Source organism: Aeromonas molluscorum 848 (assembly GCF_000388115.1).
Taxonomy (GTDB): domain Bacteria; phylum Pseudomonadota; class Gammaproteobacteria; order Enterobacterales; family Aeromonadaceae; genus Aeromonas; species Aeromonas molluscorum.
In genome coordinates this window covers 1-23364 of the sequence record NZ_AQGQ01000049.1, presented here as the reverse complement: position 1 = coordinate 23364, position 23364 = coordinate 1, and the positions used below count along the sequence as shown (strand labels likewise).

Below are 23364 nucleotides of genomic sequence, written 5' to 3'. Positions count from 1 at the left end.
CATGGCGCCCACGTCCTGGATGTAGGTCCCAAGGAACAGCAGGTGGCTCTGGATGCGGAACAGCTCCGCCATCATCACCCGGATCATGTCGACCCGGTTGGGTACGGTGATCCCCGCCAGCTTCTCGACCGCCAGCACATAGGGCAGGTTGTTCATCACTCCGCCCAGGTACTCGACCCTGTCGGTGTAGGGGATGTAGCTGTGCCAGGACTGGCGCTCGCCCATCTTCTCGGCACCGCGGTGGTGATAGCCGATGTCGGGCACGCAGTCGCGGATCTCTTCCCCGTCGAGCTGCAGCACCAGGCGGAAGGCGCCGTGTGCTGAGGGGTGGTTGGGGCCGAGGTTCAAGAACATGTAGTCCTCGTGCTCATTGCCCCGGCTCATGCCCCACTCTTCGGGCTTGAACCGCAGGTTGTCCTGCTCCAGATCCTGTTTGACCGCATCGAGCATGAAGGGATCGAACTCGGTGGCCCGGGCCGGATAATCCTTGCGCAGCGGGTGACCCTGCCAGCTCTTGGGCATCATGATGCGGGTAAGATGGGGGTGACCGTCGAAGGTGATGCCCATCAGATCCCAGACTTCCCGCTCGTACCAGTTGGCGTTGGGGAACTGGTTCGTGATGGTCGGCAGCGTCAGGTCGCTCTCTTTGAGCGGCACTTTGAGCATCACATCGGCGTTTCGGTCGATGGAGAGAAGGTGATAAAAGACAGTAAAATCGCTCTGGGGCAGACCATCGCGATGGCTGCGCATCCGCTCATCCGTGGCGCTCAAGTCATACAACATCACGAAGGGGGAGGGGATCTTGCGCAGGAAGCCGATGACATCTTGCAATAATTCCCGGGAGAGCCAGAGCACCGGCACGCCGGTCCGGGTGCTCTGCACCGTGAAGCGTTCAGTACCGAAATGGGCAAAGAGTTCACCGACCACTTGGGTATCCTGGTGATCGGCGGTTTGCCACTGGGCCATGGTGTCGTTACGGGGGAAATCTCGCGTCAATTTCATGGTCAGATCTCATCCGGCGTGCGCAGATTGGTGATTGCTATCCGCTCGCCGCGTTTTCGATCCTTCTCGGCTGGCATCTCGGGGCGGTAGATCCCCTGATCGCCCACGGTCCAGGAGAGAGGGCGGCGCTCCTTGCCGATGGAGTCTTGCAGCAACATCAGGGCTTGCAAGAAGGCCTCGGGGCGAGGCGGGCAGCCGGGAATATAGACGTCGACCGGCAGAAACTTGTCCACCCCTTGCACCACGGAATAGATGTCATACATGCCACCCGAGTTGGCGCAGGCACCCATGGAGATGACCCATTTTGGCTCGAGCAGCTGTTCATAGAGGCGCTGAATGACGGGGGCCATCTTGATGAAGGGAGTGCCGGCGATCACCATGAAATCTGCCTGGCGTGGAGAGGCTCGAATGACTTCGGCCCCGAAGCGGGCCACATCGTGGGGAGAGGTAAAAGCGGTACACATCTCCACGTAACAGCAGGAGATACCGAAGTTGTATGGCCAGAGGGAGTTCTTGCGTCCCCAATTGACCGTGTCTTGCAGCACCTCCTCAAGCCGCCCCATCATGATGCCGCGGGTCGCCTGTTGCGCCAGTGGATCATCCACGGTCTGGCGCTGTTCCTGGGGGTAACGCTCAACGGGCGCGTCTGGGTCAATTCGAGTCAAGACATACTTCATGGTGCAACCTCAAAGGGAGAGTCAGTCATTCAGTCTGGCTTCTTGTCAGTCAGGCCCGTTTTCTTCGGGGCCCAGTCGAGGGCGCCGATACGCCACAGGTAGACAAGGCCTACCAGCAACAGCGTGATAAAGATGGCGGCTTCGATGAAACCGACCCAGCCAGTCTCCCGGACGGAGACGGACCAGGCGAAGAGATAGAGAGCCTCGACGTCAAAGATGACGAAGAACATGGCAACCAGATAAAACTTGGCGGAAAAACGTAGACGGGCGCTGCCGACAGAGTCGATCCCTGATTCGAAAGGCTGGTTTTTTGCCCTGCCGTAGGCGCGCCCCCCCAACAAGGCAGCCAATCCGATCATGGCCAGACAGAGGCAAATGGCCGCAACCACATAGACGGCAAAAGCCCAATGCTGGATAGCGACATCAGCAAACATATAGGTTTTCCCTAACAAAATTAATTATGTGAGACAACAACCCTGTCACGCAGTATGGCACTTTCATACTGATTTATATGTCATTGTTCAGGTTGTTTATTAATCAGCTCAGGGAGATGTTGCTTTTTGCTACGGGAGTCAAACTTCTAGCCAGAGAATAGTTTTTAATCGTTCATAAAAGCCGAAAAGTGTGGCCGCGTTGTGGGAGAAATGGCCTGGCTAAATAAAAAAGCCCCGCATTGCAGGGGCTTCTCATCAGGGTGTGAGGAGGGGGAGGGCCCGTTCGGCCGCCTTGCCTTGGGAGAGGGTAATCTCGACTCGCCGGTTAGCTTGCCGGTGCGCGAGGGTGTCATTGGCAAAGCGAGGCTGGGTGTCGGCAACCCCTTGAGCAACGACTCGCTTGGCATCGATCTTCGGGTTGGTCAGCAGGGTATGGACGATGGATGCCGCCCGCAGGACCGACAATTCCCAGTTGTTGCGATATAGCTCAATCGGCGCTAGGGAGTTATCTGTGTGACCCGTCACTACCACCATGCCTGGGATATCCGCCAGTACATCGGACACCTTATTGACCAGGGGAATGAACTGGGGTTGCAGAAAAGCCGAATCGGCAGGAAACAGGGTTTTTTCACCGATGCGGATCACCAGCTGACTGCCGAGTTGCTCCACCTCTAGCTCCTTGGATTCAATCTGGCTCTTGAGCTGCTGATCCAGTTTCTGCTTGGTGACGACTACCCACTCCTGCTCCTTGCTCTTATGGGGCCAGGACTCTGCCGCGACAGGGTTCTTGGAGGCACCAATGGTTTCGTTAAAGGGATCGGCAGCAGCTGTTGGCGCCTGAGTTTCCAACATAGGGGCTTCTTGGGGAACACCCGGTGTGATTTTGGTGTCGGGTTCGAGGATCCCGGTGCCGCCCTGCATCACCGGCGAGCCTGCGGGAGGAGAGATGAGCCCTATCTTGCCGAGCGACTCAATGAGTCCCTGGATCAGCACCCGGGTTTCCGACTGCTTGGTCATGGCGAAGGAGTAGAGCACCACGAACAAGGCAAACAGCAGTGTCATGAAATCGGCATAGGAGACCAGCCAGCGTTCATGGTTTTCCGGAGATTCAGCCTTTTTCTTCTTGGCCATCGTGGCCTCCGAGGTAGGGCTCCAGAGTCACTTGCAGCCGTTGCTGTGATTCACCGTCCAGGATGCAAAGAATGCCGGTCAGGGTCATCTCCTTGTAGTGACGGATCTGATGGGCAAAACCTTTGTAGCGGTTGCCAAATGGCAGGAAGATAAGGTTGGCGGCGCCCACCCCGTAAATCGTTGCGATGAAGGCGACCGCAATAGCCCCCCCCAAGCTGGTCTGGCGCATCCAGCAGACCCATGGCATGGATCAGGCCGAACACGGCGCCGACGATCCCCATGGTTGGACAGTAACCCCCCATGGCTTCATAAAACTTGACGGTCTGTTCGAGATCGTTCTGTTCGAACTCGATCTCATTTTCCAGCACCTCGTGGATCTTGGTCTTCTCGTAACCGTCGACCATCATCTGCACACCCTTTTTCAGGAAGGGATCCTTGATGTCGTCGGTTATGGCTTCCAGCGCCAGCATGCCACTGCGCCTCGCATTGCCTGCCAGGGTTTCCAGCAGTTGGGCCTGCTCCTGCATGTCGAGGCGAAGGGGAGTGATGAGCCATTTGAAGCGTTTTAAGGTTCTAGCTACCACGGAGAAAGGGAACTGGGTCAGAGCCGCACCGACAGTGCCCCCGATCACGATGAGGAAGGCGGGCAGATTGAGCAGGGCACTGGGATGACCACCTTCGATCATGTTGCCACCCAATATGGCGATCAATGCTAACAGCAAACCGATCAGACTCATCTATCCATGTCCCTCTGCATTAAGGTGTCGCTAGTGTAGTCATGTAACCATCAGTTTTTCAAAATGATATCCAATTGACGATCCATTACTGAGAGCTAACACAGGATAAGAAGTCACCCTTTTTGGCCTGAGCCGTAAAACCATAAGGTGAGCAGTTGCCAGTGGAGGCAGAAGCAAGGGTCATCAGCAACAGGGAAGGGGAGACGCAGGGATGAGAGCAGGCGGGATACTGCTGTTCAGCATTGGGGTTTCGAGCAAGGGGCTCTGCGATCGGGTGGGGTACTGATGGAAATATGGCTGAGCTGTGAACATAGGCGATACCCAGCGCACTTCGCCATGGAGAAAGTCTGCAAAACAAAAAACCGACCCTGAGGTCGGTTTTTTGTAATTTGGCGGTGAGGGAGGGATTCGAACCCTCGAAATCACGCACTAAAACGTTGTGAATCAACCAGTTATAATTAAAAGCAAGGAAGATCATGTCACGATTATGTGGCACAGTCAATTAAGTTACGAGGCTTATATAGGCGTTCTTTCCCAAATCATGATAGTTCATGCGGTGCTTATTGAGTACACGGTGACCTGATCATCCTCCCCCCCTTTCAAGGCTGTATCATTGGCAACGCACATCCCCCGAGAAGCGTTAGAACCAAATTGAAAAACACCGATACAACCGGATCACCATGTCAAATTTATAACGCTTGGCTAAAAAAAATTGTATTATCACCCTAGTTAAGTACCTGTTGGCAACACATTACTACTAAATTCAAACACCGCGGCTCAATGGGACTGGAAACGCCGCTCGTTGACTGTCGCGCCTTGAGGCGATTGTTAACCAGATTTATGTCTGCTTCGACATACCCGATGCTTTAGCTATAGCACCATATATTTCTGCTTCTTGCTCACCAGCATAAATAATATCCTCAAGGATTCCAGAGAATTGACTAGGAGCTCTATTTAGTCTTAAACCAAGATAGGTTCCATCAAAGTTTAACTTTTGCTCATTTATTATGTTTTTTTGAGAAACCAATTTTGCAGTTCCGCTACCAATCATAAACCAACCAAACGATGACGCTAATTGCTCCAATACATAAAGCCCGAAACCAGAATTACCATAAATATTATCTGTTTCGACAATGTGTGTCGTACTTGAAATACCTGGTTTGATGGCCATTCGTAGAGCTGCTATTTCAGACTCAATATGAAATGAACGTTTTAATGACGCTGAAATACCTACGCCTTCATCAACCACTGCAACTTCGACTCTTCCATCAGCCCATCGCTGTCCGCATAAGTAACATTCGTCAACCGTTGAATGCTCAAACACATTTCGAACAATTTCTCGCAAAGCATAATGATAGAGTTTGTTTTCTTCATTGTAATCTTTCGTACCTGAGAGCAAATATGCAAAACGTCTGGTTTGCGAAATTATTTCATCATACCACTCTTGTATATCTTGGGTTGTTGTATCAAAAGCTGGCTTTTCGATTCTTGTGATTGGTAAATAAGTCATCGAACCAGAAGCTTGCCCGACATCATTACCTTCGCCCATTCCAATAAACTGGAAGAAGCCTAAGTGTCGCAAATAACAATGCACATTCTTTGTTGAATCATGTCCTTTCTTTTTAGTCACAAATCCAGCTTCTCGCCGGTGTTTTATCCAAGCTCGCATCTTCGAACCAGCAACCAACATTCCGCTAGGATAAGAAAAGTTCAGTGTAGAACAATCAACACAAATCTCTGGTTCATTTTTAGAGCACTCTAAATCCAGGAAAAAACCATGCAAAGTATCGCGTCCAAGCTGAGCAGGAAAATATATTGTTTTCATAAATTTTTCTCAAATCTAAATTAATCTAGATAACCACCTATTAAGGGGATGGCAAAGCTGATACCAACTTTCCGCATTACACCGTAATCACGAAAAACGTATAGTAAAAGTGCCACGCGCTGGCTGCCAGCTTGAGGCGTTTGTTAGACGTTTATAGCCTCTTTATGCACTCGCCTATCAACTTGTTTATAGGACTTACTTTTGAAAAGTAATCCATAAGATAATTTTTAGCTTGCTTTGGATCTTTGCGAGAACCAACTGCTGAAGCCCATGCTAACCAACCACTTGAACCGTTTTTAAGATGCGTTTCTCTTAATTCAGGCAAGCCGAAACGATGCTCAGGAATTTCCAAAATCTTCGATTTTGAAATCACTGTAGCGTCATTGTGTTCGTACAGTAAACTTAGTAACTTACCAACGTCATTGGTTTGAAGTAGATATGACTCTACTATTTTTGCTATCCAAAAAAGTTGATATTCATTTAAGTAATTGCCTTGCCCAACAAGTTTTATAAATTCTTGAGTTAATACATCCTTATCCGCACAGTGGACGCAAAATGCGTAAACTTTTTTAATAAGATTTGGGTGCTGATGAAGGAATATTGGTAGATAAACATGTAGTTCATTTGTATATAGCTTTATAGTTTCAAGGACTAAACTGGCTTCTCTGTCAGATATATCAGTACGATCTAAGAGAGAAATTAAAGCAGATACATCTTCCGTATTTAAAGGACGCATTACATCTTCGAACTCTTCGAAACCTACATCGGAACCATGAAAAACTGTTATTGTTCCAAAAATACTCTGAATTATTTCGTTTACCGCCTGGTCAATCGAACCATTGACTTCATTGTACAAACGAGTCTTAATTGAATTGATATTCAAAGACTTTTGACCTAGTAGCTTCTGAATGGTTTGAAAGTCCTTAGTTACAATCTCTTTTGAGTTAGATGCTATTGCAAAGTCGTCCATGAAACGTACCATCACCTCTGATTTGATTAGCATAGAATAATCAATATATGAGAGGAAATGGCTGCCGAGCATCTTGGACGGGTATATCCCATGAGGAAGGAAGTCGATAGAGAAGCCGGCATTTATCTCACGCATGAACTGCCCAAACAATTCAACATCCGCAGATACCACACCTTTTGAACTAGCAAACCAGTTAACTAAATCATGGTGGTAGATTGAGTTAAAGTAAGATGAAACATCAAACTGTATGCTATATTTATAATTAGCTTTGATCTCAGCAACTCTTTCATTGAACTCAATATATGAAGTATTAATTGGAACCGCCGTCCCCTCTGAGAACTTGTAACCAAAACTTTGTCTATCTCTATTTTGATAACGATTAAAGATTTTTCTATGTTTGTAGCACATAAAATACAAATAAAATTCTGCTACAGGATCAAGTTTTTTAGTTCGTCTCAAGTGTTGTTTTGCTTTACTCGCATACACAACTTGTTGAGGTAAAAAGCTAAAGTTAGGTTCGCTATCTTGACCTACTTTATCAATATAATTCACTAATTCATCGTAAGAATTTTCAATGACTACACGACAAGTTTCCATAGGAAACAAAGTTCCCTCAAAGTCGGAATTATAAAACTCTAATACTCTTTCTTTCATTATTACTGATATCCTAAAACGCTGATGGTGTCTAACACACGCCTAAGGGGCTGGCAACGCACTGCCACTAAACTAAACCACAACAGTTCATTAGGGGCTCGTTGACAGTTCCTCTTGAAGCGTTTGTTATGTGATTAGACCCACTTAACCTGAGTGACTTCTGGTTCGGTTATTATTCTGGTCGTACCTAACTCAACAAATAGTGCATACCTATAATGGAGATCCGTTTTATAAGCATGAAGTTTAGTCATATCCTTTCCACTACCAACTCTTGATGATGATTTTTTGAACTCAATTACAAGCAAGTTATCATCATTACTGCCCCTACGGTGGACAATAACATCCGGATAAACTGTCATTGCATTATCATCGAATACATCGGTGTCTTCTGTACCAATATACAATTCCTTTGGATCATGTCCATCTCGATTGAACTCACAATCAACATCATAATATTCGAATTGAGCTTGCAAATACATACCTATTCGATGAGTAAGAGAACGCTCATTCGCGTTAACTTCTAACAAATATCGATCCCGAGCAATAAATTGTCTAAGAGAGGCGATTACATGCTCTGCAACTTCTGGATTTTTTCTAAGTATCGTTTCAATTTCTTCGTTCATAAACGCTCAATCGCATAACGCCGCATTAATGACTGTGCGAATAAATACCTTGCGAACCAAAACCAAAGAATTTAACCGTTTAATATCAATATATTAGGATGGCTTGCTTTTGTGCAAAGTGACTTGTTAGCACCTTCCATAATCATTGCTGACCAGGTAGTAAAATGCCACCAATAGTGGTGGCATTTGGCCGTTTTTATCGTTCAGTGGATGAACCCGAGCACCCGCAGTTGGTGGAGCGCCTCATCCTGCGCACCGTTCGAGTAATCAAGCTCCTGAGTAATTCGAGCAAGCCGGTCAACCAGTATCTTGCCGTTATCATCAAGGCTAGCAGACACATCTAGCAGTGATACTGCGTAGCCTGTGTTGCAAGCGGATGCGAGCGCGGCAGCCAGCACCCCGCTGGATTTGGTCTGCGGATGTTCTTTTATAATTGCCAAAATTTCATTCAAAACGTTCATCATTATTCCTCTTACTCAGGTAACCTTGGAAAGATTCACATTCAGCGTATTCCGCATATACGGCTCTGGGCGCAGCAAGGCAACAGGCTGGCCCTTGCCGAGTTTCCTATTACACTCATGCCAATGCATCAAACCACGTTAGATCTGCCCCAATGAGTTCCAGGGGGGACATTTGGATCGCTATTCTCCCGTCCGGCTTGTTGTAGCTCTGCTCCACATTGGGATGGCTACCGCACCCGACTGATAGCACTATCAGGAGCTGAGTATCGCAGTAGTCATTTGGGCGCCGTTTCATGATTTTTTCAATGATACCATGGTGTTACCACCATGAACATGAGCCATATCACTACTCGAACGAATATTGTCAATGTATGACTCTGCTCTGCTGTCTGGAATGGATCGAGCAGTCTGAGACACCCAAACAAGGATACTGGGTGCCAATGTGGCTAATCTGCCGTTGAGTATTCAACGGCAATAAGAAAATCAGCACCGACGACCATTAGGTTGTGCAGAGTCAATTCCCAATATGCCTGCTGGGCTCTCGGTATAATGGTGATCGGCAATTTTTATGGTGTGTGATAGGTTGTTGTGATTAGGTACTGGTTACGCTACTCAACCTCCTCTTAATCAGCCCCTGAGCCCTGCTATGACAGCGTTTGATACAATAATGGTTAGGTGGTTAAGAACCGTTGCCGCAAAGCGTTGTAAGCGTTTGAGAAGCCCATGCATATTTACTCAATGACTTTTTATATAAAAACTACTTAATCAATTAACCAAAATTCACCGAATGTCAGTAATGGCGAGGGTTTGAGGCTGGTTAAGAAGCGCGAAAACCGACTTAACCGGCGCTTAACCACTTAATCATCAGCATCCAACAGGCGGGCAGAAAAAAGCCCCACCTTATCGGCAGGGCTTGAGCATCATTTCTTGTCGATTTTGTCCGTCCCCGTTGAGCTAACAATGGGCAAACGGTACTGGGTTTGGTTGGCTCTCCCCTTTTTGCTCTGGATCTTACCCTCACTAGCATGCAGCTTGAGAGCTTTACCCCAGGCGCCCGCTGTGCTCAGTTTCTCACCGTGTCTGGTACACAGTTCGCTCGCAATGAGCCATTCAAAATTGGCGTGTTCACTCGACAAGTAGTGGTGACCGATCAATTCATACAACGCCCCCTTGTCGGTGTGGGCATCATTTGCAGAGGCCGCTAGGGTAACTGTCGCGTCATCAAGGAACCATGTTTCCCCAGACTCATAACGCTCCTTTACCTCCAACCAGAACTGGCGCAGTTGCTCAGGATCCGTCTGGGAGAGGCGGCCCGCATCCCAGCTCCAGCCCAAGATCGGATTCAGGCGTTCAAGATCAGCTGCTGCGGCCAGTTCGATAACCGCAAATCGGGCGTTACCGGTTGTATCCCTAAGAAAATCGGAGCCGTTGACTGTGGCCATAAATGCCGTTTGCCGCTTTTTGGTGGTCATGCTGCGAGCATAGGGTAGGCGATAGCTGTCGTTCTCTCGGGTCAAAAAAGCCTTGAGGCTACCCGCCTCATGTCGGGTCGTACTCTCAAGCTCAGCCAGTTCCACAACCCATGCAGACACTGCGCGGCGAACATCATCAGGCTTGTCTGGATTGATGGCGCAATCGAGCGTCGAACCTGGCACTACGGCAGCCAGACGGCTCACCCATGCCGATTTTCGATAGGACTGTGCCCCCGCCAGCACGGGCACCAGTTTTGAATTCCAACGTGGTTGATAGAGCGCAGCAACACACCCAACCAGCCATGCATGTAGCACCGCACTCGCATAGGCAGGATTTGCAGCATTGAGGGTAGCAATCACCGCATCGATGCGCGGTATCCCGTCCCACGGGGCTCCACGTTCGAGCCAGTGACGCACAGGGTGATAACTGTGGCGCTCACAAATCGCGATCAGGTGCTCATCAATTGCGGCATCCGGCACACCTGCCAGCTGGCAGGCATCAACCAGCGCAGATCGCTGGCCTGCCTCAGAGCCCCCCAGGCGCTCACCATCAGCACCCGCCAGTTCCGGCTCACCCGTCATCAGGTTGTAGCGCGGCAACCATGCCTGAAATCGAATCAGCGCGCACAGATTTGCACTGGTTTTGATAGGGCGGCCAGTAGGGCCCATGTCCGGCAGGGTCAGCAGTTCACCCTGCATCACTGACCTAACAGCCTGCTGAACCTGCTCTGTGGCAACACCGTCCTTCTGACCGTCATATGACGGAATATCATGCCCCGCTGTTGTATTTTTAGTATTGTTCATTTTTATAGTCCTCGGCTTTATCGCCTGATTGTTGTTATATATAGCCCTATCATTTCATGTTTTTTTAATTTCGTGAGCAGCTAAGACATCAACCATTCCACTCAATTAAACCTAAACAGTTTTTATAAATGGCATTGCGCTATAAATATGGATGACCGTCACCAATATATGTGTCAAGGTTGATCTTCCTCATACTTCGTCAGATGTCACCTTGGCACACATATGGCTCCGACGTCATTCCATATTTCCCGCTTCATGCCATCCATAAAAATGGATTCTCCACCCACTCCGTTCGCAAGCTCTCTACGGGGTTCCGGTCTCCCTTCGTTCGACACATCCCCATACTTACGCACTTTTGTGCGCGTAAGTATGGTTCAAAAAACCGGTACTTACGTAGTCTCCCACAACGCACTTACGTGTGTAGCAGTCGGAGTGGTTACCTACTATATTTTGAATTGCCACTCCCTCCAGTTTTAACCTCGTTATACTAATACAATTAATCTTGAATCTATTTTAATTATGATAAATCATTATCACTGGATTCATTTTTTCGTCTGAATATCACAGCTGCCATCCCTCTGTTCCGCACAGAAGTATCATTTGCCTTATTTATTACTGGAGACTCAGGTTTGATATAATGTGTATTATCCGCTGATAGCTGACTGTGAGTAATTCGAATTCCGCTTAAATCGGCATCAGCAGGGCAGCTAGGCAGTCGCCCGCCTCTAGCCAATTTCCTATTGCCATAACGGTCAACAGAGCCAGTGGCCTGATGCCCCATAATATATGCAATACGTAGGCGGTCTATTCCGGCCCCTTTGAGCTCAGAGCCGAGCTGGTGACGCCAGCTATAAAATGTGGGTAGAGCCCTACGCCTAGGCCATAGTTTTTTACCAGCAGCCCGCAGCCTGTCCTGCATCACACCAATGTCTACTCGTTGCGCCTGCATGACACAATATCTGAGCAGGCTAGAATCGATGCCATCCAACAGTAAAGTGCGGTCTGCCCCCCGTTGTCCGCCATGGCTTTTTTTAGCGCCCGTCACAATAAGCCGATTTCCATCCACTCTCAGACCTGAAAGCTCTGCGGGTCTAATACCTGCGTTTTTAAAAATGAGGATGGCAGAAACCATACTAATGTCACCACGCTGGTTAAAATATGATTTAAGAACATCTTCATCTGCCTGATTGATCGCCCTCACGCGGGGCTGTCTGGATTTTTTTGATAAATTACTACCATGTGCAGTCACAGGGTTTTTCGCCCTCCGAATACGCTCGGCAGCATCAACATAGCCCAGCATATTCTGGTGATATGCCAGAGCACATCGCAGTCTCCGCCAATACCCTGGTCGGTAATCTGGTGCACAGGCTAGCAATTCATTAGAAATGTTTTTTGCCGTGAGTGGTATCGCCCTATTTTCAAGGCGTTGGTAAAAAAATTCAGCCAGCTTCGTATACTCAAACTCAGTCTTTTTGGTAGTCATATATCTCCTAGGGCTCTTTTCGGCCCCTATTTAAAATCTATTATCTTAACGCAACAGTTATGAGCGCCAGCCATATAGGATAACAACTCACGTAACGGTTATCGTAAAATGATAGTGAACGGTATCACTGCAATAATTGAATTATTGCATACAGTATTATATCGTGGATTGGTTGTTAGTTAAATAAAAACACTTGGCCTATAAGAATATATTGTTTTTGTCTACTCCCCATCGCTGACTCAATTTATGTATGGCTGCCATCCGCCTATCATCCATATGTAATGTAGATGAACTATTGACGGAAATATCGTGTATTCTCGAATAACTGTCGTCTATAGATGCAGGGTCTGAACCATCAAACTGCTGAGACTCGTCGGATTTAGCTATCGTAGCTGGCGCCAGTTTCGTAATACCATTAAAACAGCGGTCCAGCACAGTATCCTCAACGGCATCATAATCAGGCGCATCCTCTACAATCCATTTCCCGTAGTGCTCATATATCATGGCGGTACTGGTGAGCCCCATTTTACGGGCAATCCGCTCTACAGAGACGCCCGCAGTGAGCATCTGACTCGCATAGGTGTGGCGGAATTGGCTAGGCCCTCGATAGCGTACAGCTACTCGTTCACAATAGGGCCTAAAAAATGCATCCCGAAAGTGGTCAACAGAGACATAGGGCCGACCCTCTTCCTGCGAATACGCCAATAAGGTTCTATACATCTGTAAAGTTCTTTTATTGTCCTCTTGTAATACCTTAATTAACTGAGGTTGTCTTTTATGGGCATACTCAACCAGTGTTTTTGCTGCTTTCAGAGTCCAGCCACACAGTTCAATGACCCTTTTTGACCCCCTGTTTTTTGGGATTTTAAATCCCTTATCTACCAACGCTAAATCGATAAACAGCTGCTGCTTATTCAGATCAATGGACTCGACAGTAAGAGCAACAAGCTCGCTAATCCTCAGCCCAGTACCGATTCCCAAGCTGATTAATGCTACCTCAATCAGATAATGCTCCTCGCAACTCCTCAGAGCCTGGATCTCATGCTGTAAAAATGGATCGGGATCGTTGGACGATGTTTTACACGTTTTTATGTTTTGTATCGGGCTCATGGCAATCAGCCTATCATCCACGGCCCGTGTGAATATCTGCCGCAAGATTGAGAGATAGTGATTTACGGTTTTGTTACTATATTCCTGATGCAACTCAGTCAAAAAAAGGCCCATATCGGTTGCGGTCACATCAGAGATCACCTGCCTACCAATCCACTTTTTAAGCTGTTCAGATTTGCGACGAAAGGCCTTAAATGTAGCTGGCGCATATGTCGGTTTCATAATACGAACATTATTGTCGAGTGCCACCTCAATCGTCATTGTCATCCTGTTTTTTCTATTAGCCATTAACTCCATCCTCATGTCATTTGCGGTGAGACTAACCGCATAAAAACGACATGTCAATACGCTGATTCACATTTTTTATAGCTTGTCAATATCCATTTTTACTAATACTTCTGTGGAATTTAAGACAGGTTATTAGATATTCCTAATGTGCGTCATTCATCACCAGAAAAAACAATATAAATAGTCCAGATGAAATTATTTATATTTTTTAATAATCTTATTCTGGACGATGAGGGAGAACAAATTTCAGCGCATCAGAGAAATCTAATTGCTCCACTACAGCCTGCAAACGCTGCACTGTGGATTTTTTTCCATAATGGCGATAGGTAAAACCAATTTTGCTATGTCCTGCCAGGTCTGCGACCGCATGCTCGGGTGTATCACGCTGTTGCAGCTCATCAATAACGGTGTGGCGGAACCCATAGGCGGTAGGTCGTTGCCCCGCCACAAATCCTAGTTTCCCCAGGTAGCGGGAGAAGCGGCACTCGAAACTTTTGGTCCATTCGCCAAACTCCCCTGTAGCCGTACAACTGAATAGCTGCACATGGCCCTGCCTACGCCGTAATTCGACATAATGCAGGAATCCCAGTGCAATCAACCTGCTGTGGATGGGTACGAGTCGTCGGCTGTTGCCGGTTTTGATCGACTGCGCCTCTCCCTCGTCGGTAATGTTGAGGCAAGCGATATTATCCTGGGTCATCACATCACTGACACGTAGCTGACAGATCTCAGCAGGCCGTGCGCCAGTGTGTAGTAGTACCAAGGGTATCCAATAGTCATCGACGTTGCTGTAAGCGTGCTGGGTGAAGTTTACCGAGCTAAACAACGTCCTTAGCTGGGTGGGCTCCCAGCGCTGTCGTGGTGTAGGCTGCGCACATCTGATTTTGACCTGATCAAATGGATTTTTGGCCGTATATTCCATCTGCACAGCAAAGCTCAGCATCTGGGTACAGGCCGCCTTGTATTCACGCACAGTCTTCAGTCCCTTGCTGGTCGCCAGCTCCTGAACAAACTGATCTACATGCCTGAATTTCAAAGCCTGTACGAAGAAGCCACCACCCACACCTTGGATAAGTGCTGCTGTACGAGTCTGGAGCTGCTGGAGCGAACGTGGCGAAATTTTTTCATTCGATTTGCGCTCCAGAAACTCAGCCTGCAACTGGCCCATTGTCTTGGGCACTGTGATAACCGGATCAAGGTGCTGCATCGGCTCAAGAGGCGGCTGCACCTGCATCGTTCTAACTGGAGAGTCGCAGCAGGCCCCTGCTGACACATCATCGGGCTGGCTATAAGGAAGTGGGGATGGCTGCATAAGCCCGTTAGCAGAGGAACGTAGTTGTTGACGTAAGCGAGCCAGATCCGGCGCGATAAGGTCTCGAAAACGGGTCGTCGGCTGATGACTGTCAGCCCTCAAGAGAGCGGGTAATCTGCCCATCATTATCTTGATGCCATGTGCTGCAACCAGATTGCGTAGCGTCGCTTCACTGCGATCTTTGGTGAGCAGGGAGACTCTGATCTCTAGGGGGCAGCCTAACAGGCGGAGGGATTGGGGAAACGGAATGCGGGTGTAGTAGTTCCCGTTTCGGTTTTTCAGCAGGTAGCTCGGCATGATCGTGACACCTCATAGTGACACTGGCCTTTTCGCTCCTCCAGAAACGAAAAAACCCCATGAAATTCATGGGGTTGATTCACACTCAATTTGGCGGTGAGGGAGGGATTCGAACCCTCGATACGTTGCCGTATACACACTTTCCAGGCGTGCTCCTTCAGCCACTCGGACACCTCACCAAATTTTCGACTGTTATTTTACCTGTTCAATCATCAGGATTGCTCATGGCCTTGGCCGCGACAACGGGGCGTAATTTAGGGGAAAGCCGGTGGCGGGTCAACCCTTTTCCCCCTTGTTTTTCATATCATTTTCCGTTTGTACAGCTTTTATGCCGAGATTGGTGGTTTTCTCGTCTCATGGCTTGTCCAGCATGATCAGACTGTCGGGCAGCTCGTTCTTGTCATTGGTGGGAGGGAAGGCATCGGCCAATATGGCACCGGTGCGGGTCACACACTCAATAAAGCCTGGCTCGACTTCGCCCTTGCGGATGCGGGCGGTAAAGTCGTCGATGATCTCCTGCCACTGGACATTGTCTATGTGTTTGGCGACTCCGTCATCGACCAGGATCTCCACATAGTGTTCCGCCACTGAGACGAAGATGAGCACCCCGAGCCGGTCGTGAGTACGGTGCAAGCCTTGCTCGATAAACTGCAACCGCGCCATCAGCGCCGCCCGGTGGCGGCGCACCTGCTTGGGAATGAGCCGCATCTTGATGGGGGTCCAGTGAAACAGCAGGGTCAGGACGAGCCAGACCGCCCACTGGGTCAGCAGTATCTCGTACCAGCCGAGCCAGAAACCGAGCTCAAACACCAGCAGAGGAGTGAGCATGGCCAGCAGGGCTGCCCACAGCGTGGGGATGTAGCGATAGCTGTCGCTGGCCGGCGCCAGCACTGTGACCAGTTCAGCGTCGGTGGCCTGCTCGGCCTGCTTGACCCTGGCTTGCAGTGTGTGAAAAAACTGTTTGGATATCATGTCATTACCTAAGAGTCATTAGATCACCAGCCGCCGGAAGCTCCACCGCCGCCGAAGCTGCCACCGCCGCCGCCGAATCCGCCACCGCCAAAACCGCCACCCGACCGTCCGGCGCCGAAACCGCCAGCGGTGTAGATGGTACTTCTGCGGCCTCGGCCACCACCGCCCCATCCGCCACCGCGCAGGTTGTGCAGCACTATCATGGCAATCACCATGATGATGAAGATGAGCAGGCCGTTGACCTTGTCCTTCTTGGGAGGGGCCTTGGCCTGATACTCGCCTGCCAGGGCCTGCATGATGGCCTGGCTGCCGCCCAGAATACCGGCGGCCATATCACCCCGCCGAAATTCGGGCAGGATCCGGGTCTGGATGATGTTGGCGGCAATGGCATCGGGCAGTACTCCCTCCAGGCCATAACCGACCTCGATACGCACCTTGCGATCTTCGGGGGAGATGATCAGCAGCACCCCATTATTCTTGCCCTTCTGGCCAATGCCCCAGTGGCGTCCGAGCTGATAGCCGAACTCCTCTATGGTATTGCCATCCAGACTGGTGAGGGAGACGACCACCAGCTGGACACCGCTCTTCTGCTCGAACGCGGCCAACTCGCCAGTGAGGCGATTGGCCTGCTCCGGGCTCAGCAGATGCGCCTCATCCACCACTCGCCCGCTTAGGGCGGGAAACTGGGGGGCGGCCAGCAAGCTGAAGGAGAGCAAGGCGCCGAGCAGTAGCAGCCCCAGCCGTGTGAGTTTGGTCATCAGAAGGCGACCTTGGGCGCCTCATCGGCACCTGGCTTGGCGCTAAAGCTTGGCTTGGGTTCGAGATCAGAATAAAGCAGCTTGGCCCAGATAACCCCGGGGAAGGTACGCAGCTCGGTATTGAACTGGCGCACAGCCTCTATGTAGTCGCGTCGGGCCACCGAGATGCGGTTCTCTGTCCCCTCAAGCTGGGCTTGCAGGGTGAGGAATTGTTGATCCGCCTTCAAATCCGGGTAGCGTTCTACCACTACCATGAGGCGCGACAGGGCACTGCTTAGCTGGTTCTGGGCCGCCTCAAACTGTTTGAGTTGGGCCGGATCGCTCACCTGTATGCTGCCGACCCGGGCGCGGGCATCGGTGACCGCCTTGAGGGTCTCCTGCTCATGGCTGGCATAGCCCTTGACGGTAGCGACCAGATTCGGCACCAGATCGGCGCGACGCTGATACTGGTTCTCCACTTGACCCCAGCTCGCCTTGACCTGTTCGTCCAGGGTCGGGATCGTATTCATGCCGCAACCGGTCAGGGTCAGCAGCAGGGAAAGCAGCAGGAAGGCCCGACCGAAGGGGCGCCAAATGCGTGTAGCCATCTTGTTGTTCTCCAGTGATTTTTCAATATTGACTCGCACACCATACAGCTTGTACTCACCCCTCACAACGGCCAGGCAGTTGCGGCAGCTTGCTGTAGATGGTCGAGGTCTTGGGGAGTTGCGGCTTGTCCTTGAGCCAGGATGCGAGTTCGGCGCCGCAGCCATTGCCCGGCGGTATGGGGGCCTGAGGCAGGCAGTCAGGGCTGCCTATGGGACAACGCAACCGGACATGGAAGTGGCTGTAATGACCGACCCAGGGTCTGAGTTTCTGTACCCAGGGTTCGCTTGGCGCACGTTTGCACACTTCGGCCTTGAGTACGGGGTTGATAAAGATCCGGGTGACATCGGGGGATTGGGCGGCGAGGCGCAGCAGGGTCAGCTGCTGCGGACCGAAGCGACCCGGCAATGTTCGGTAGCTTGGCTCGTCGATCAGCGCCCACTCCTTGGGGGCATCTTGTTCCCAGCGACTGATAGGTCTGTTCGCCATCCGAAACCAGATGTCGGCATCGAGCCCGGTCTGGTGGCTGCGGTGACCCGAGCTGAAGGGGCCGCCACGGGCCATGGCGAGATCGGCAATATAGAGATCCGGCAAACCGGCCATCTTGGTCTGGCTCGCCAGCCCCTCGAGGTAATGAATGAGTTCGGGGTGGCCGTAGTAGCGCAGTCGCTTGGTACGGATCACCTGATAACCGGGACCGGTCAGCGGCAGGGCCATGCCGTTTTTCAGGCAGCCACCGGCGTAACCGCCAATGGCCTCGGGTTGCAGGGTACTGGTCAGCAGGAGCAGGGTGGCGATAAGCATAATGCCCTCTCGGAAAACGGGAAAATGGGTGCCTTTTGAGCGCCACCAGCATAGCAATAGAGCGGGGGGCAGGGCCAGTGCGGACCACGACCTTGCATCGACGCCAGCCTTATTGCCACAATGCGGCCCTCGAAGGGGATTTGAATAGAGGAAGAAGATGATGAAAGCGAGTGAGCTGGTCGGCAAGGATGGCATTTTCTGGTTGCAGCCACCGGCCGGGCGCTTCTATCCCGTCATGGTGGGCCTGCTGTTGCTGAGCCTGGGGGCGGTCGGGATAGCACTCTGGCAAGGCTATCCCCAGATGGGACTCTTGCCCTGGGTAGGCGTCATCTTCGGCGGCATAGTGCTGCTGATGATGCTGGTGCCCCGCCACTGGCAAGCCTGGCGCATGGCGGAACTTGCCTGGGATGCCGAGCATCTCTACCTCATCAACGGTTCGCAAGACAGGGCCAAGGCGGTATCACGAGCGGCACTGATCGAGGTGGACCGTGAGCGGCGAGTCGGCCATAACGGGGAGTGGCTCGCCTTCAGTCTGGACTTGGCTATGGCACAGGATGACATCGATGAGGCGACCGAGGTGTTGGGATTAGGGGGAGAGCCGGCCCACGAGATAAGCCCCGGCATCTATCGCTTTGGCTTTAAACGAGCCTGGCACAGCCGCTCGGCACTGGGTCGAATACTGGCCAAATTGGTGTCGAACCAGGCTGATTAATTTCTAGACAAGTTGGGGTTAAGCTCAGATACTGCCTGTTACTCGAATTGAACTTGCCGCCCGACTTACTCGAGAGATCAATGGCTTGAGTTGTCAGGTGGGGAGTGCCAGGACATGATGCCCTGGCCAGTCCGGCGTAGCGGTTGTGCCCTTGCTTCTGCGTCGGTGATTGCATAGAGAAGGCACCCTGACTCGAGAGTGGATGGCATGAAGATTTACGTAGGAAATCTGTCGTACCGGATGACGGCCGACGAACTGACAACCGTATTCAGCCAGTTTGGACAGGTAGAAAAGGTCGATATCATCATCGATCGCGATACCGGTCAGTCCAAGGGATTCGGTTTTATTGAAATGCCGGTAAACGGGGAAGCCGAGAAGGCGATCGCCGATCTGCACGGCACCGAGATAGGTGGACGAACCATCACGGTCAATCAGGCCAAACCGAAGACAGATGCACCACGTGGTCGCCCGCAACGTCATCGTTGAGGTGCTTCGATAATGCAAAACGGCATGGGTTTCCCCATGCCGTTTTTGTTGGTGCGTGACCTGACCCGGCCTTGCGAGGCGGTTCAGGGCACGTCGTAGCCCAGCGCCGCTTTGCGAATGCGGAACCACTGCTGGCGATCGAGGCGCACTGCCTCCGAGGCAACGGCGCTGGCGATCCGCTCGCGCTTGCCCGAGCCGATGATGGGCAGCGGCCGGCTTGGCAACATCATCACCCAGGCGTAGACCACTTGCTCTATGGTCTGGGCGCCGCACTCTTCGCGGATCCGCTCCAGTTCATGGCGAAGATTGTCAAAGCGGCCATCGTGGAACAGGCTTCCCCTCCCAGGCAAGACCAAGCCATGGGGCTGATGCGCAGCTGCTGACACAAGTCCAGGGTGCCATCCAGGGTGAGATCCATGTTGAGAGGGGAGATCTCCAGCTGATTGGTCACCAGCGGGAAAGGCAGGCGCGATTGCAGCAGCTCGAACTGGCGGGCGGTGAAGTTGGAGACGCCGGCGTGCTTGATCTTGCCTGCCTGTTTGAGGGCGAGGAAGGCCTCGGCCACCTCGTCGGCATTCATCAGGGGATCCGGGCGATGGATCAGCAGTAAGTCCAGATGATCGGTGGCCAGCTTTTGCAAAGAGGCCTCGGTGCTGGCAATGATGTACGCCTTGCTGGTGTTGTAATGGTTGAGGGCGTGCTCAGGCTTGGCGGTCAGCGCTATGCCACACTTGCTGACCAGCTCCATGCGCGAGCGCAGGGAGGGTTCGAGGCGCAGCGCCTTGCCGAACGCCTCTTCACACTGATAGCCGCCATAGATATCGGCGTGATCTATGGTGGTAACCCCGAGATCCAGGTGGTACTTGATGAGATCCCGCAGGGCGGCCGGATCGAGTTGCCACTCCATCAGGCGCCAGTAACCCATGATGATGCGAGAGAATTCGGGCCCCTGGGGGTGCAGGGCCAGGCGGGATACTGTCATGATCTTCTCCTTGGGATAAATGCTGGGCCTATCTTGGCCCCTGCGCCCCGGCAAGGCAATAATAGCGGCCGTTGCAATTCGTACTTTGGTTCTGACCGGGAGGCGTCATATGGAAGGCTTTGCTACGCGCTTGCGCGAGCTGATGGGGGAGATGAGCGTCAGTGCCTTCGCCCGTAAAGTGGGGCTGGGGGAGGCGCTCATCCGCAAGTATCTCAAGGGGGCCGAGCCCGGTTTTGCCAAGGCAAACCAGATTGCCATGGCCGCCAACTGCTCCCTGGAGTGGCTGGCCACCGGCTGTGGTTACCTCTATCGCCAGGCCGAAGTGGTCGACAGGCAGGCACTGCAGGGGGCTCGGGTGTTGAGCTGTGAGCAGGATGTGACCATGATCCTGCCGGATGAGGATACCCTGGTCAGGTTGCTCGCCTATTACCAGTTCCTGCGCAGCCACAAGCGGGCCGATGGCTTTCTCGATCTTGCCATGGCTCGCCAATTCGGCAAGCATCTGGACGAGGCGTGAACGGCGCATCAGCCGATATCTGTTACCCTTGATAGCCAAGGGAAATCAGCGAGCAGGGGTGGGTAATGGGATACCTTATCTTGGGAAGCGGTGGCTTGGGGTCTGCCCTGGCCCTTGAACTGGCGCGGCGCAATGAAACTTTCGTTCTGGCAGGGCGCCATGTGCCGCCGGGCATAGCGGCGGCCGCTACCTTTCCCATGCTGGATGTGGACCCCCTGGCGTTCGAGGCCCTGTTTACCCTGTTTGACGAGTTGCCGAGCGTCATCATCAACACCATAGGGGGGCTGCATGATCTGCGCTTCATGCCGGAGCGTCAGGTGGAGGAGGTCGATCCCCTCTGGTTGTGCGAGAGTGTACGCATCAATGCCTGGCCGACCCTGGCCCTCGGCGCCTACCTGAGCCAGCGCATGACGACCCGGAGCAATTGCCTGCTTATCACCCTGTCGGATCTCGAGGGTAGCCTGACCGCCAATGTAACGGGAGAGCACTATAGCTACCGGATGAGCAAGGCGGCTCTCAACATGGGCGTCAAGACGTTAGCGCTTGAGTGGCGCGAGCGCTTCCCCCGTGCCGCCGTGGTGGCTCTGCACCCGGGGCCCATGCACACCCCCTTGCGCGCACCGCTCCTGGTCATGCCCTCTGGCGACATGGTGCGCCACCCGGTCGATGTAGCCCCACGGCTGCTTGATGCCATCCGCACATTGGGGCCGGCAGACTCGGGGCAGCTACAGGATCTCGATGGTCGTATTCTGCCCTCCTAGCCAAGTTGTCATCGGTCATCCTCCTTGCCAAACAGGGCTCAGCTGGCTTAACGTCAGGCTCTTGCCATTGGAGGGACAGGATGCGCTACATAGATCTACGAAGTGATACGGTAACCCAACCCACGGACGCCATGCGTCAAGTGATGCTGCACGCCCAGGTGGGTGATGATGTTTACGGTGAGGACCCCGGCGTCAACGCCCTGGAGGAATATGCCGCCAGCCGCCTGGGTAAAGAAGCTGCCCTCTTTGTCCCCTCGGGCACCATGTCCAACCTGCTTGGCGTGTTGTCTCACTGCCAGCGTGGCGAAGAGGCCTTGCTTGGCAATGGCGCCCATATCTATCGTTATGAAGCCATGGGCAGTGCCGTACTGGGGTCGGTTGCGCTCAATCCCGTGCCCATGCAAGCCGACGGCACCCTGGCGTTCAGCGATCTCAAACAGGCAATCAAGCCCGATGATCCCCATTTCGCCCAGGCGCGGCTGCTCTGCCTTGAAAATACCCACAATGGCAAGGTGCTGCCCCTGAATTACCTGCATCAGGCCCGTGATTTCGTTGATGAGCATGGTCTCAAGTTGCACCTGGATGGCGCCCGGGTTGCCAACGCCGCCGTGGCGAGCGGCGTCTCCCTTGCCGAGCTTGCGGCGCCCTTCGACAGTGTCTCGCTCTGCCTGTCCAAGGGATTGGGGGCACCGGTGGGATCCGTGCTGGTGGGGGATGGGGCCTTGATCCAGCGCGCCAGACGGTTGCGCAAGATGGTAGGGGGCGGTATGCGCCAGGCCGGTTTCCTGGCCGCTGCTGGTCAGTTTGCCCTGGAGCACCAGTTCGAGCGTCTCGCAGACGACCATCGCCGGGCCCGCCGCCTGGCCGAGGGGCTGGCCGCGCTGCCCGGCATCGCGCTGGATCTCGGGCAGGTGCAGACCAACATGTTGTTCTTGCAGCTTACCCAAGGAGAGAGCAGCACCCTGCTGGCCTTCATGAAGGAGCGCGGCATCCTCTTCTCCGGCTATGGCGAAATGCGGCTGGTGACCCATCTGCAGATTACCGACGACGACGTGGCCGAGGTGATCGACGCCTTTAGCGAGTATTGCCAGGGGCGCTAGGGATCAACGGCAATCGAGCCGAGCAGGCAGTGTTATGGATTGCAATCGATAGCACGAACTCATAGCAGACAACCGATAACAAAAAGCGCAGCCTGGGCTGCGCTTTTTCATTAGGGGAAACTGGCGGGCGTCGGCTTAGTACGCCTGCTGATGCACATCCAGTACGGCGCGACCGGACGGATCGGCCATCTCCTTGAACTTGGCATCCCACTCCAGCGCGGTCGGGGTGGAGCAGGCGACCGATTTGCCGTAAGGCACACAGCGTGCGGCGGATTCAAGGGGGAAGTGCTCCTCGAAGATGCTGCGGTAGTAATAGGCCTCCTTGGTGAGCGGGGTATTGATGGGGAAGCGGTAAGCGGCCGCCTCGAACATCTGATCCGTCACTTCGACCTCGACCATGGCTTTCA

At 52.3% G+C, this 23364-nt stretch carries 21 protein-coding genes, 1 tRNA gene and 3 pseudogenes; 5 read left to right on the top strand and 20 right to left on the bottom strand.

Annotated features, from left to right (window positions below; all coding sequences use genetic code 11):
- The 18 genes and pseudogenes from G113_RS09100 to mepA all read right to left on the bottom strand — a co-directional run.
- A partial coding sequence (locus tag G113_RS09100; RefSeq protein ID WP_005899422.1) for an NADH-quinone oxidoreductase subunit C occupies nucleotides 1-1002 on the bottom strand: 1002 nt, incomplete at its 3' end.
- A gap of 2 nt (nucleotides 1003-1004) precedes the next feature.
- Entirely contained in the window at nucleotides 1005-1679 is a 675-nt protein-coding gene (locus G113_RS09095; RefSeq protein WP_005899420.1) for a NuoB/complex I 20 kDa subunit family protein, read from the bottom strand.
- A 29-nt stretch (nucleotides 1680-1708) separates the two neighbouring features.
- Complete coding sequence (locus tag G113_RS09090; RefSeq protein ID WP_005899419.1) at nucleotides 1709-2113, bottom strand: NADH-quinone oxidoreductase subunit A; 405 nt, start codon at nucleotides 2111-2113, stop codon at nucleotides 1709-1711.
- Between the two features lie 255 nt (nucleotides 2114-2368).
- Nucleotides 2369-3244, bottom strand: coding sequence for a flagellar motor protein MotB (locus tag G113_RS09085; protein WP_005899417.1), 876 nt, complete (start codon nucleotides 3242-3244; stop codon nucleotides 2369-2371).
- A pseudogene (locus G113_RS09080) lies at nucleotides 3222-3981 on the bottom strand (flagellar motor protein). The gene G113_RS09085 and the pseudogene G113_RS09080 overlap by 23 nt, the downstream one beginning before the upstream one ends.
- An 838-nt stretch (nucleotides 3982-4819) precedes the next feature.
- Nucleotides 4820-5806 (bottom strand): ATP-binding protein, encoded by a 987-nt coding sequence (locus G113_RS20540; RefSeq protein ID WP_005899415.1) that lies wholly within the window; start codon nucleotides 5804-5806, stop codon nucleotides 4820-4822.
- Nucleotides 5807-5957: 151 nt separating this feature from the next.
- Nucleotides 5958-7430 carry an antiviral reverse transcriptase Drt5 gene (gene drt5, locus G113_RS09075; RefSeq protein ID WP_005899412.1) on the bottom strand — a complete coding sequence of 491 codons (1473 nt, stop codon included), beginning with the start codon at nucleotides 7428-7430 and terminating at the stop codon, nucleotides 5958-5960.
- Nucleotides 7431-7564: 134 nt separating this feature from the next.
- Nucleotides 7565-8053 (bottom strand): hypothetical protein, encoded by a 489-nt coding sequence (locus G113_RS09070; RefSeq protein ID WP_040319076.1) that lies wholly within the window; start codon nucleotides 8051-8053, stop codon nucleotides 7565-7567.
- 203 nt (nucleotides 8054-8256) lie between these two features.
- On the bottom strand, nucleotides 8257-8517 hold the full coding sequence (locus G113_RS09065) for a hypothetical protein (RefSeq protein ID WP_005899410.1): 261 nt from the start codon (nucleotides 8515-8517) through the stop codon (nucleotides 8257-8259).
- Nucleotides 8518-9434: 917 nt separating this feature from the next.
- Nucleotides 9435-10790, bottom strand: a complete 1356-nt coding sequence (locus tag G113_RS09055; RefSeq protein ID WP_005899409.1) for a VapE domain-containing protein — start codon at nucleotides 10788-10790, stop codon at nucleotides 9435-9437.
- Between the two features lie 517 nt (nucleotides 10791-11307).
- Nucleotides 11308-12273 (bottom strand): site-specific integrase, encoded by a 966-nt coding sequence (locus G113_RS20535; RefSeq protein ID WP_005899407.1) that lies wholly within the window; start codon nucleotides 12271-12273, stop codon nucleotides 11308-11310.
- 198 nt (nucleotides 12274-12471) lie between these two features.
- Nucleotides 12472-13644 carry a tyrosine-type recombinase/integrase gene (locus G113_RS09050; protein ID WP_236611734.1) on the bottom strand — a complete coding sequence of 391 codons (1173 nt, stop codon included), beginning with the start codon at nucleotides 13642-13644 and terminating at the stop codon, nucleotides 12472-12474.
- Nucleotides 13645-13888: 244 nt separating this feature from the next.
- Entirely contained in the window at nucleotides 13889-15280 is a 1392-nt protein-coding gene (locus G113_RS09045) for a site-specific integrase (protein WP_005899404.1), read from the bottom strand.
- Between the two features lie 91 nt (nucleotides 15281-15371).
- Nucleotides 15372-15459, bottom strand: a tRNA-Ser gene (locus G113_RS09040).
- 175 nt (nucleotides 15460-15634) lie between these two features.
- Nucleotides 15635-16252 carry a TPM domain-containing protein gene (locus G113_RS09035; RefSeq protein WP_005899402.1) on the bottom strand — a complete coding sequence of 206 codons (618 nt, stop codon included), beginning with the start codon at nucleotides 16250-16252 and terminating at the stop codon, nucleotides 15635-15637.
- Nucleotides 16253-16275: 23 nt separating this feature from the next.
- Complete coding sequence (locus G113_RS09030) at nucleotides 16276-17010, bottom strand: TPM domain-containing protein (RefSeq protein ID WP_005899400.1); 735 nt, start codon at nucleotides 17008-17010, stop codon at nucleotides 16276-16278.
- Nucleotides 17010-17612: a LemA family protein gene (locus G113_RS09025; protein ID WP_407919098.1), complete on the bottom strand. Its 603-nt coding sequence runs from the start codon at nucleotides 17610-17612 to the stop codon at nucleotides 17010-17012. Before G113_RS09025 ends, G113_RS09030 begins: the two co-directional genes overlap by 1 nt.
- A gap of 40 nt (nucleotides 17613-17652) precedes the next feature.
- Nucleotides 17653-18399: a penicillin-insensitive murein endopeptidase gene (gene mepA / locus G113_RS09020; protein WP_005899395.1), complete on the bottom strand. Its 747-nt coding sequence runs from the start codon at nucleotides 18397-18399 to the stop codon at nucleotides 17653-17655.
- Nucleotides 18400-18559: 160 nt separating this feature from the next.
- Here mepA and G113_RS09015 point away from each other — a divergent pair, with 160 nt between their 5' ends.
- Both G113_RS09015 and G113_RS09010 read left to right on the top strand, forming a co-directional pair.
- Nucleotides 18560-19111: a hypothetical protein gene (locus tag G113_RS09015; RefSeq protein WP_005899393.1), complete on the top strand. Its 552-nt coding sequence runs from the start codon at nucleotides 18560-18562 to the stop codon at nucleotides 19109-19111.
- 207 nt (nucleotides 19112-19318) lie between these two features.
- Nucleotides 19319-19597, top strand: coding sequence for an RNA recognition motif domain-containing protein (locus G113_RS09010; RefSeq protein WP_083940371.1), 279 nt, complete (start codon nucleotides 19319-19321; stop codon nucleotides 19595-19597).
- 83 nt (nucleotides 19598-19680) lie between these two features.
- Here the strand turns inward: G113_RS09010 and G113_RS09005 are convergent.
- Nucleotides 19681-20579 (bottom strand): annotated as a pseudogene (locus G113_RS09005) (aldo/keto reductase).
- Between the two features lie 109 nt (nucleotides 20580-20688).
- Between G113_RS09005 and G113_RS09000 the strand changes: the two are divergent.
- The 3 genes from G113_RS09000 (at nucleotide 20689) to ltaE (ending at nucleotide 22957) form a co-directional block, all read left to right on the top strand.
- On the top strand, nucleotides 20689-21096 hold the full coding sequence (locus G113_RS09000; protein ID WP_005899388.1) for a helix-turn-helix domain-containing protein: 408 nt from the start codon (nucleotides 20689-20691) through the stop codon (nucleotides 21094-21096).
- A gap of 65 nt (nucleotides 21097-21161) precedes the next feature.
- Nucleotides 21162-21857, top strand: a complete 696-nt coding sequence (locus tag G113_RS08995) for an SDR family NAD(P)-dependent oxidoreductase (protein WP_005899384.1) — start codon at nucleotides 21162-21164, stop codon at nucleotides 21855-21857.
- An 80-nt stretch (nucleotides 21858-21937) separates the two neighbouring features.
- Complete coding sequence (ltaE, locus tag G113_RS08990) at nucleotides 21938-22957, top strand: low-specificity L-threonine aldolase (protein ID WP_005899382.1); 1020 nt, start codon at nucleotides 21938-21940, stop codon at nucleotides 22955-22957.
- A gap of 135 nt (nucleotides 22958-23092) precedes the next feature.
- Here ltaE and asnB read toward each other — a convergent pair.
- Nucleotides 23093-23364, bottom strand: a pseudogene (gene asnB, locus G113_RS08985) (asparagine synthase B); the annotation flags it as partial.

What these genes read in the sequence shown, in the direction of transcription:
- drt5 (WP_005899412.1), bottom strand. Translation starts at nt 7,430, where the DNA reads ATGAAAGAAAGAGTATTAGAGTTTTATAATTCCGACTTTGAGGGAACT.
- ltaE (WP_005899382.1), top strand. Translation starts at nt 21,938, where the DNA reads ATGCGCTACATAGATCTACGAAGTGATACGGTAACCCAACCCACGGAC.
- G113_RS20540 (WP_005899415.1), bottom strand. Translation starts at nt 5,806, where the DNA reads ATGAAAACAATATATTTTCCTGCTCAGCTTGGACGCGATACTTTGCAT.
- G113_RS09035 (WP_005899402.1), bottom strand. Translation starts at nt 16,252, where the DNA reads ATGATATCCAAACAGTTTTTTCACACACTGCAAGCCAGGGTCAAGCAG.
- G113_RS09065 (WP_005899410.1), bottom strand. Translation starts at nt 8,517, where the DNA reads ATGATGAACGTTTTGAATGAAATTTTGGCAATTATAAAAGAACATCCG.
- G113_RS09030 (WP_005899400.1), bottom strand. Translation starts at nt 17,010, where the DNA reads ATGACCAAACTCACACGGCTGGGGCTGCTACTGCTCGGCGCCTTGCTC.
- G113_RS09055 (WP_005899409.1), bottom strand. Translation starts at nt 10,790, where the DNA reads ATGAACAATACTAAAAATACAACAGCGGGGCATGATATTCCGTCATAT.
- G113_RS09070 (WP_040319076.1), bottom strand. Translation starts at nt 8,053, where the DNA reads ATGAACGAAGAAATTGAAACGATACTTAGAAAAAATCCAGAAGTTGCA.
- G113_RS09090 (WP_005899419.1), bottom strand. Translation starts at nt 2,113, where the DNA reads ATGTTTGCTGATGTCGCTATCCAGCATTGGGCTTTTGCCGTCTATGTG.
- G113_RS09050 (WP_236611734.1), bottom strand. Translation starts at nt 13,644, where the DNA reads ATGACGATTGAGGTGGCACTCGACAATAATGTTCGTATTATGAAACCG.
- G113_RS08995 (WP_005899384.1), top strand. Translation starts at nt 21,162, where the DNA reads ATGGGATACCTTATCTTGGGAAGCGGTGGCTTGGGGTCTGCCCTGGCC.
- G113_RS20535 (WP_005899407.1), bottom strand. Translation starts at nt 12,273, where the DNA reads ATGACTACCAAAAAGACTGAGTTTGAGTATACGAAGCTGGCTGAATTT.
- G113_RS09095 (WP_005899420.1), bottom strand. Translation starts at nt 1,679, where the DNA reads ATGAAGTATGTCTTGACTCGAATTGACCCAGACGCGCCCGTTGAGCGT.
- G113_RS09085 (WP_005899417.1), bottom strand. Translation starts at nt 3,244, where the DNA reads ATGGCCAAGAAGAAAAAGGCTGAATCTCCGGAAAACCATGAACGCTGG.
- G113_RS09000 (WP_005899388.1), top strand. Translation starts at nt 20,689, where the DNA reads ATGGAAGGCTTTGCTACGCGCTTGCGCGAGCTGATGGGGGAGATGAGC.
- G113_RS09010 (WP_083940371.1), top strand. Translation starts at nt 19,319, where the DNA reads ATGAAGATTTACGTAGGAAATCTGTCGTACCGGATGACGGCCGACGAA.
- G113_RS09015 (WP_005899393.1), top strand. Translation starts at nt 18,560, where the DNA reads ATGAAAGCGAGTGAGCTGGTCGGCAAGGATGGCATTTTCTGGTTGCAG.
- mepA (WP_005899395.1), bottom strand. Translation starts at nt 18,399, where the DNA reads ATGCTTATCGCCACCCTGCTCCTGCTGACCAGTACCCTGCAACCCGAG.
- G113_RS09045 (WP_005899404.1), bottom strand. Translation starts at nt 15,280, where the DNA reads ATGCCGAGCTACCTGCTGAAAAACCGAAACGGGAACTACTACACCCGC.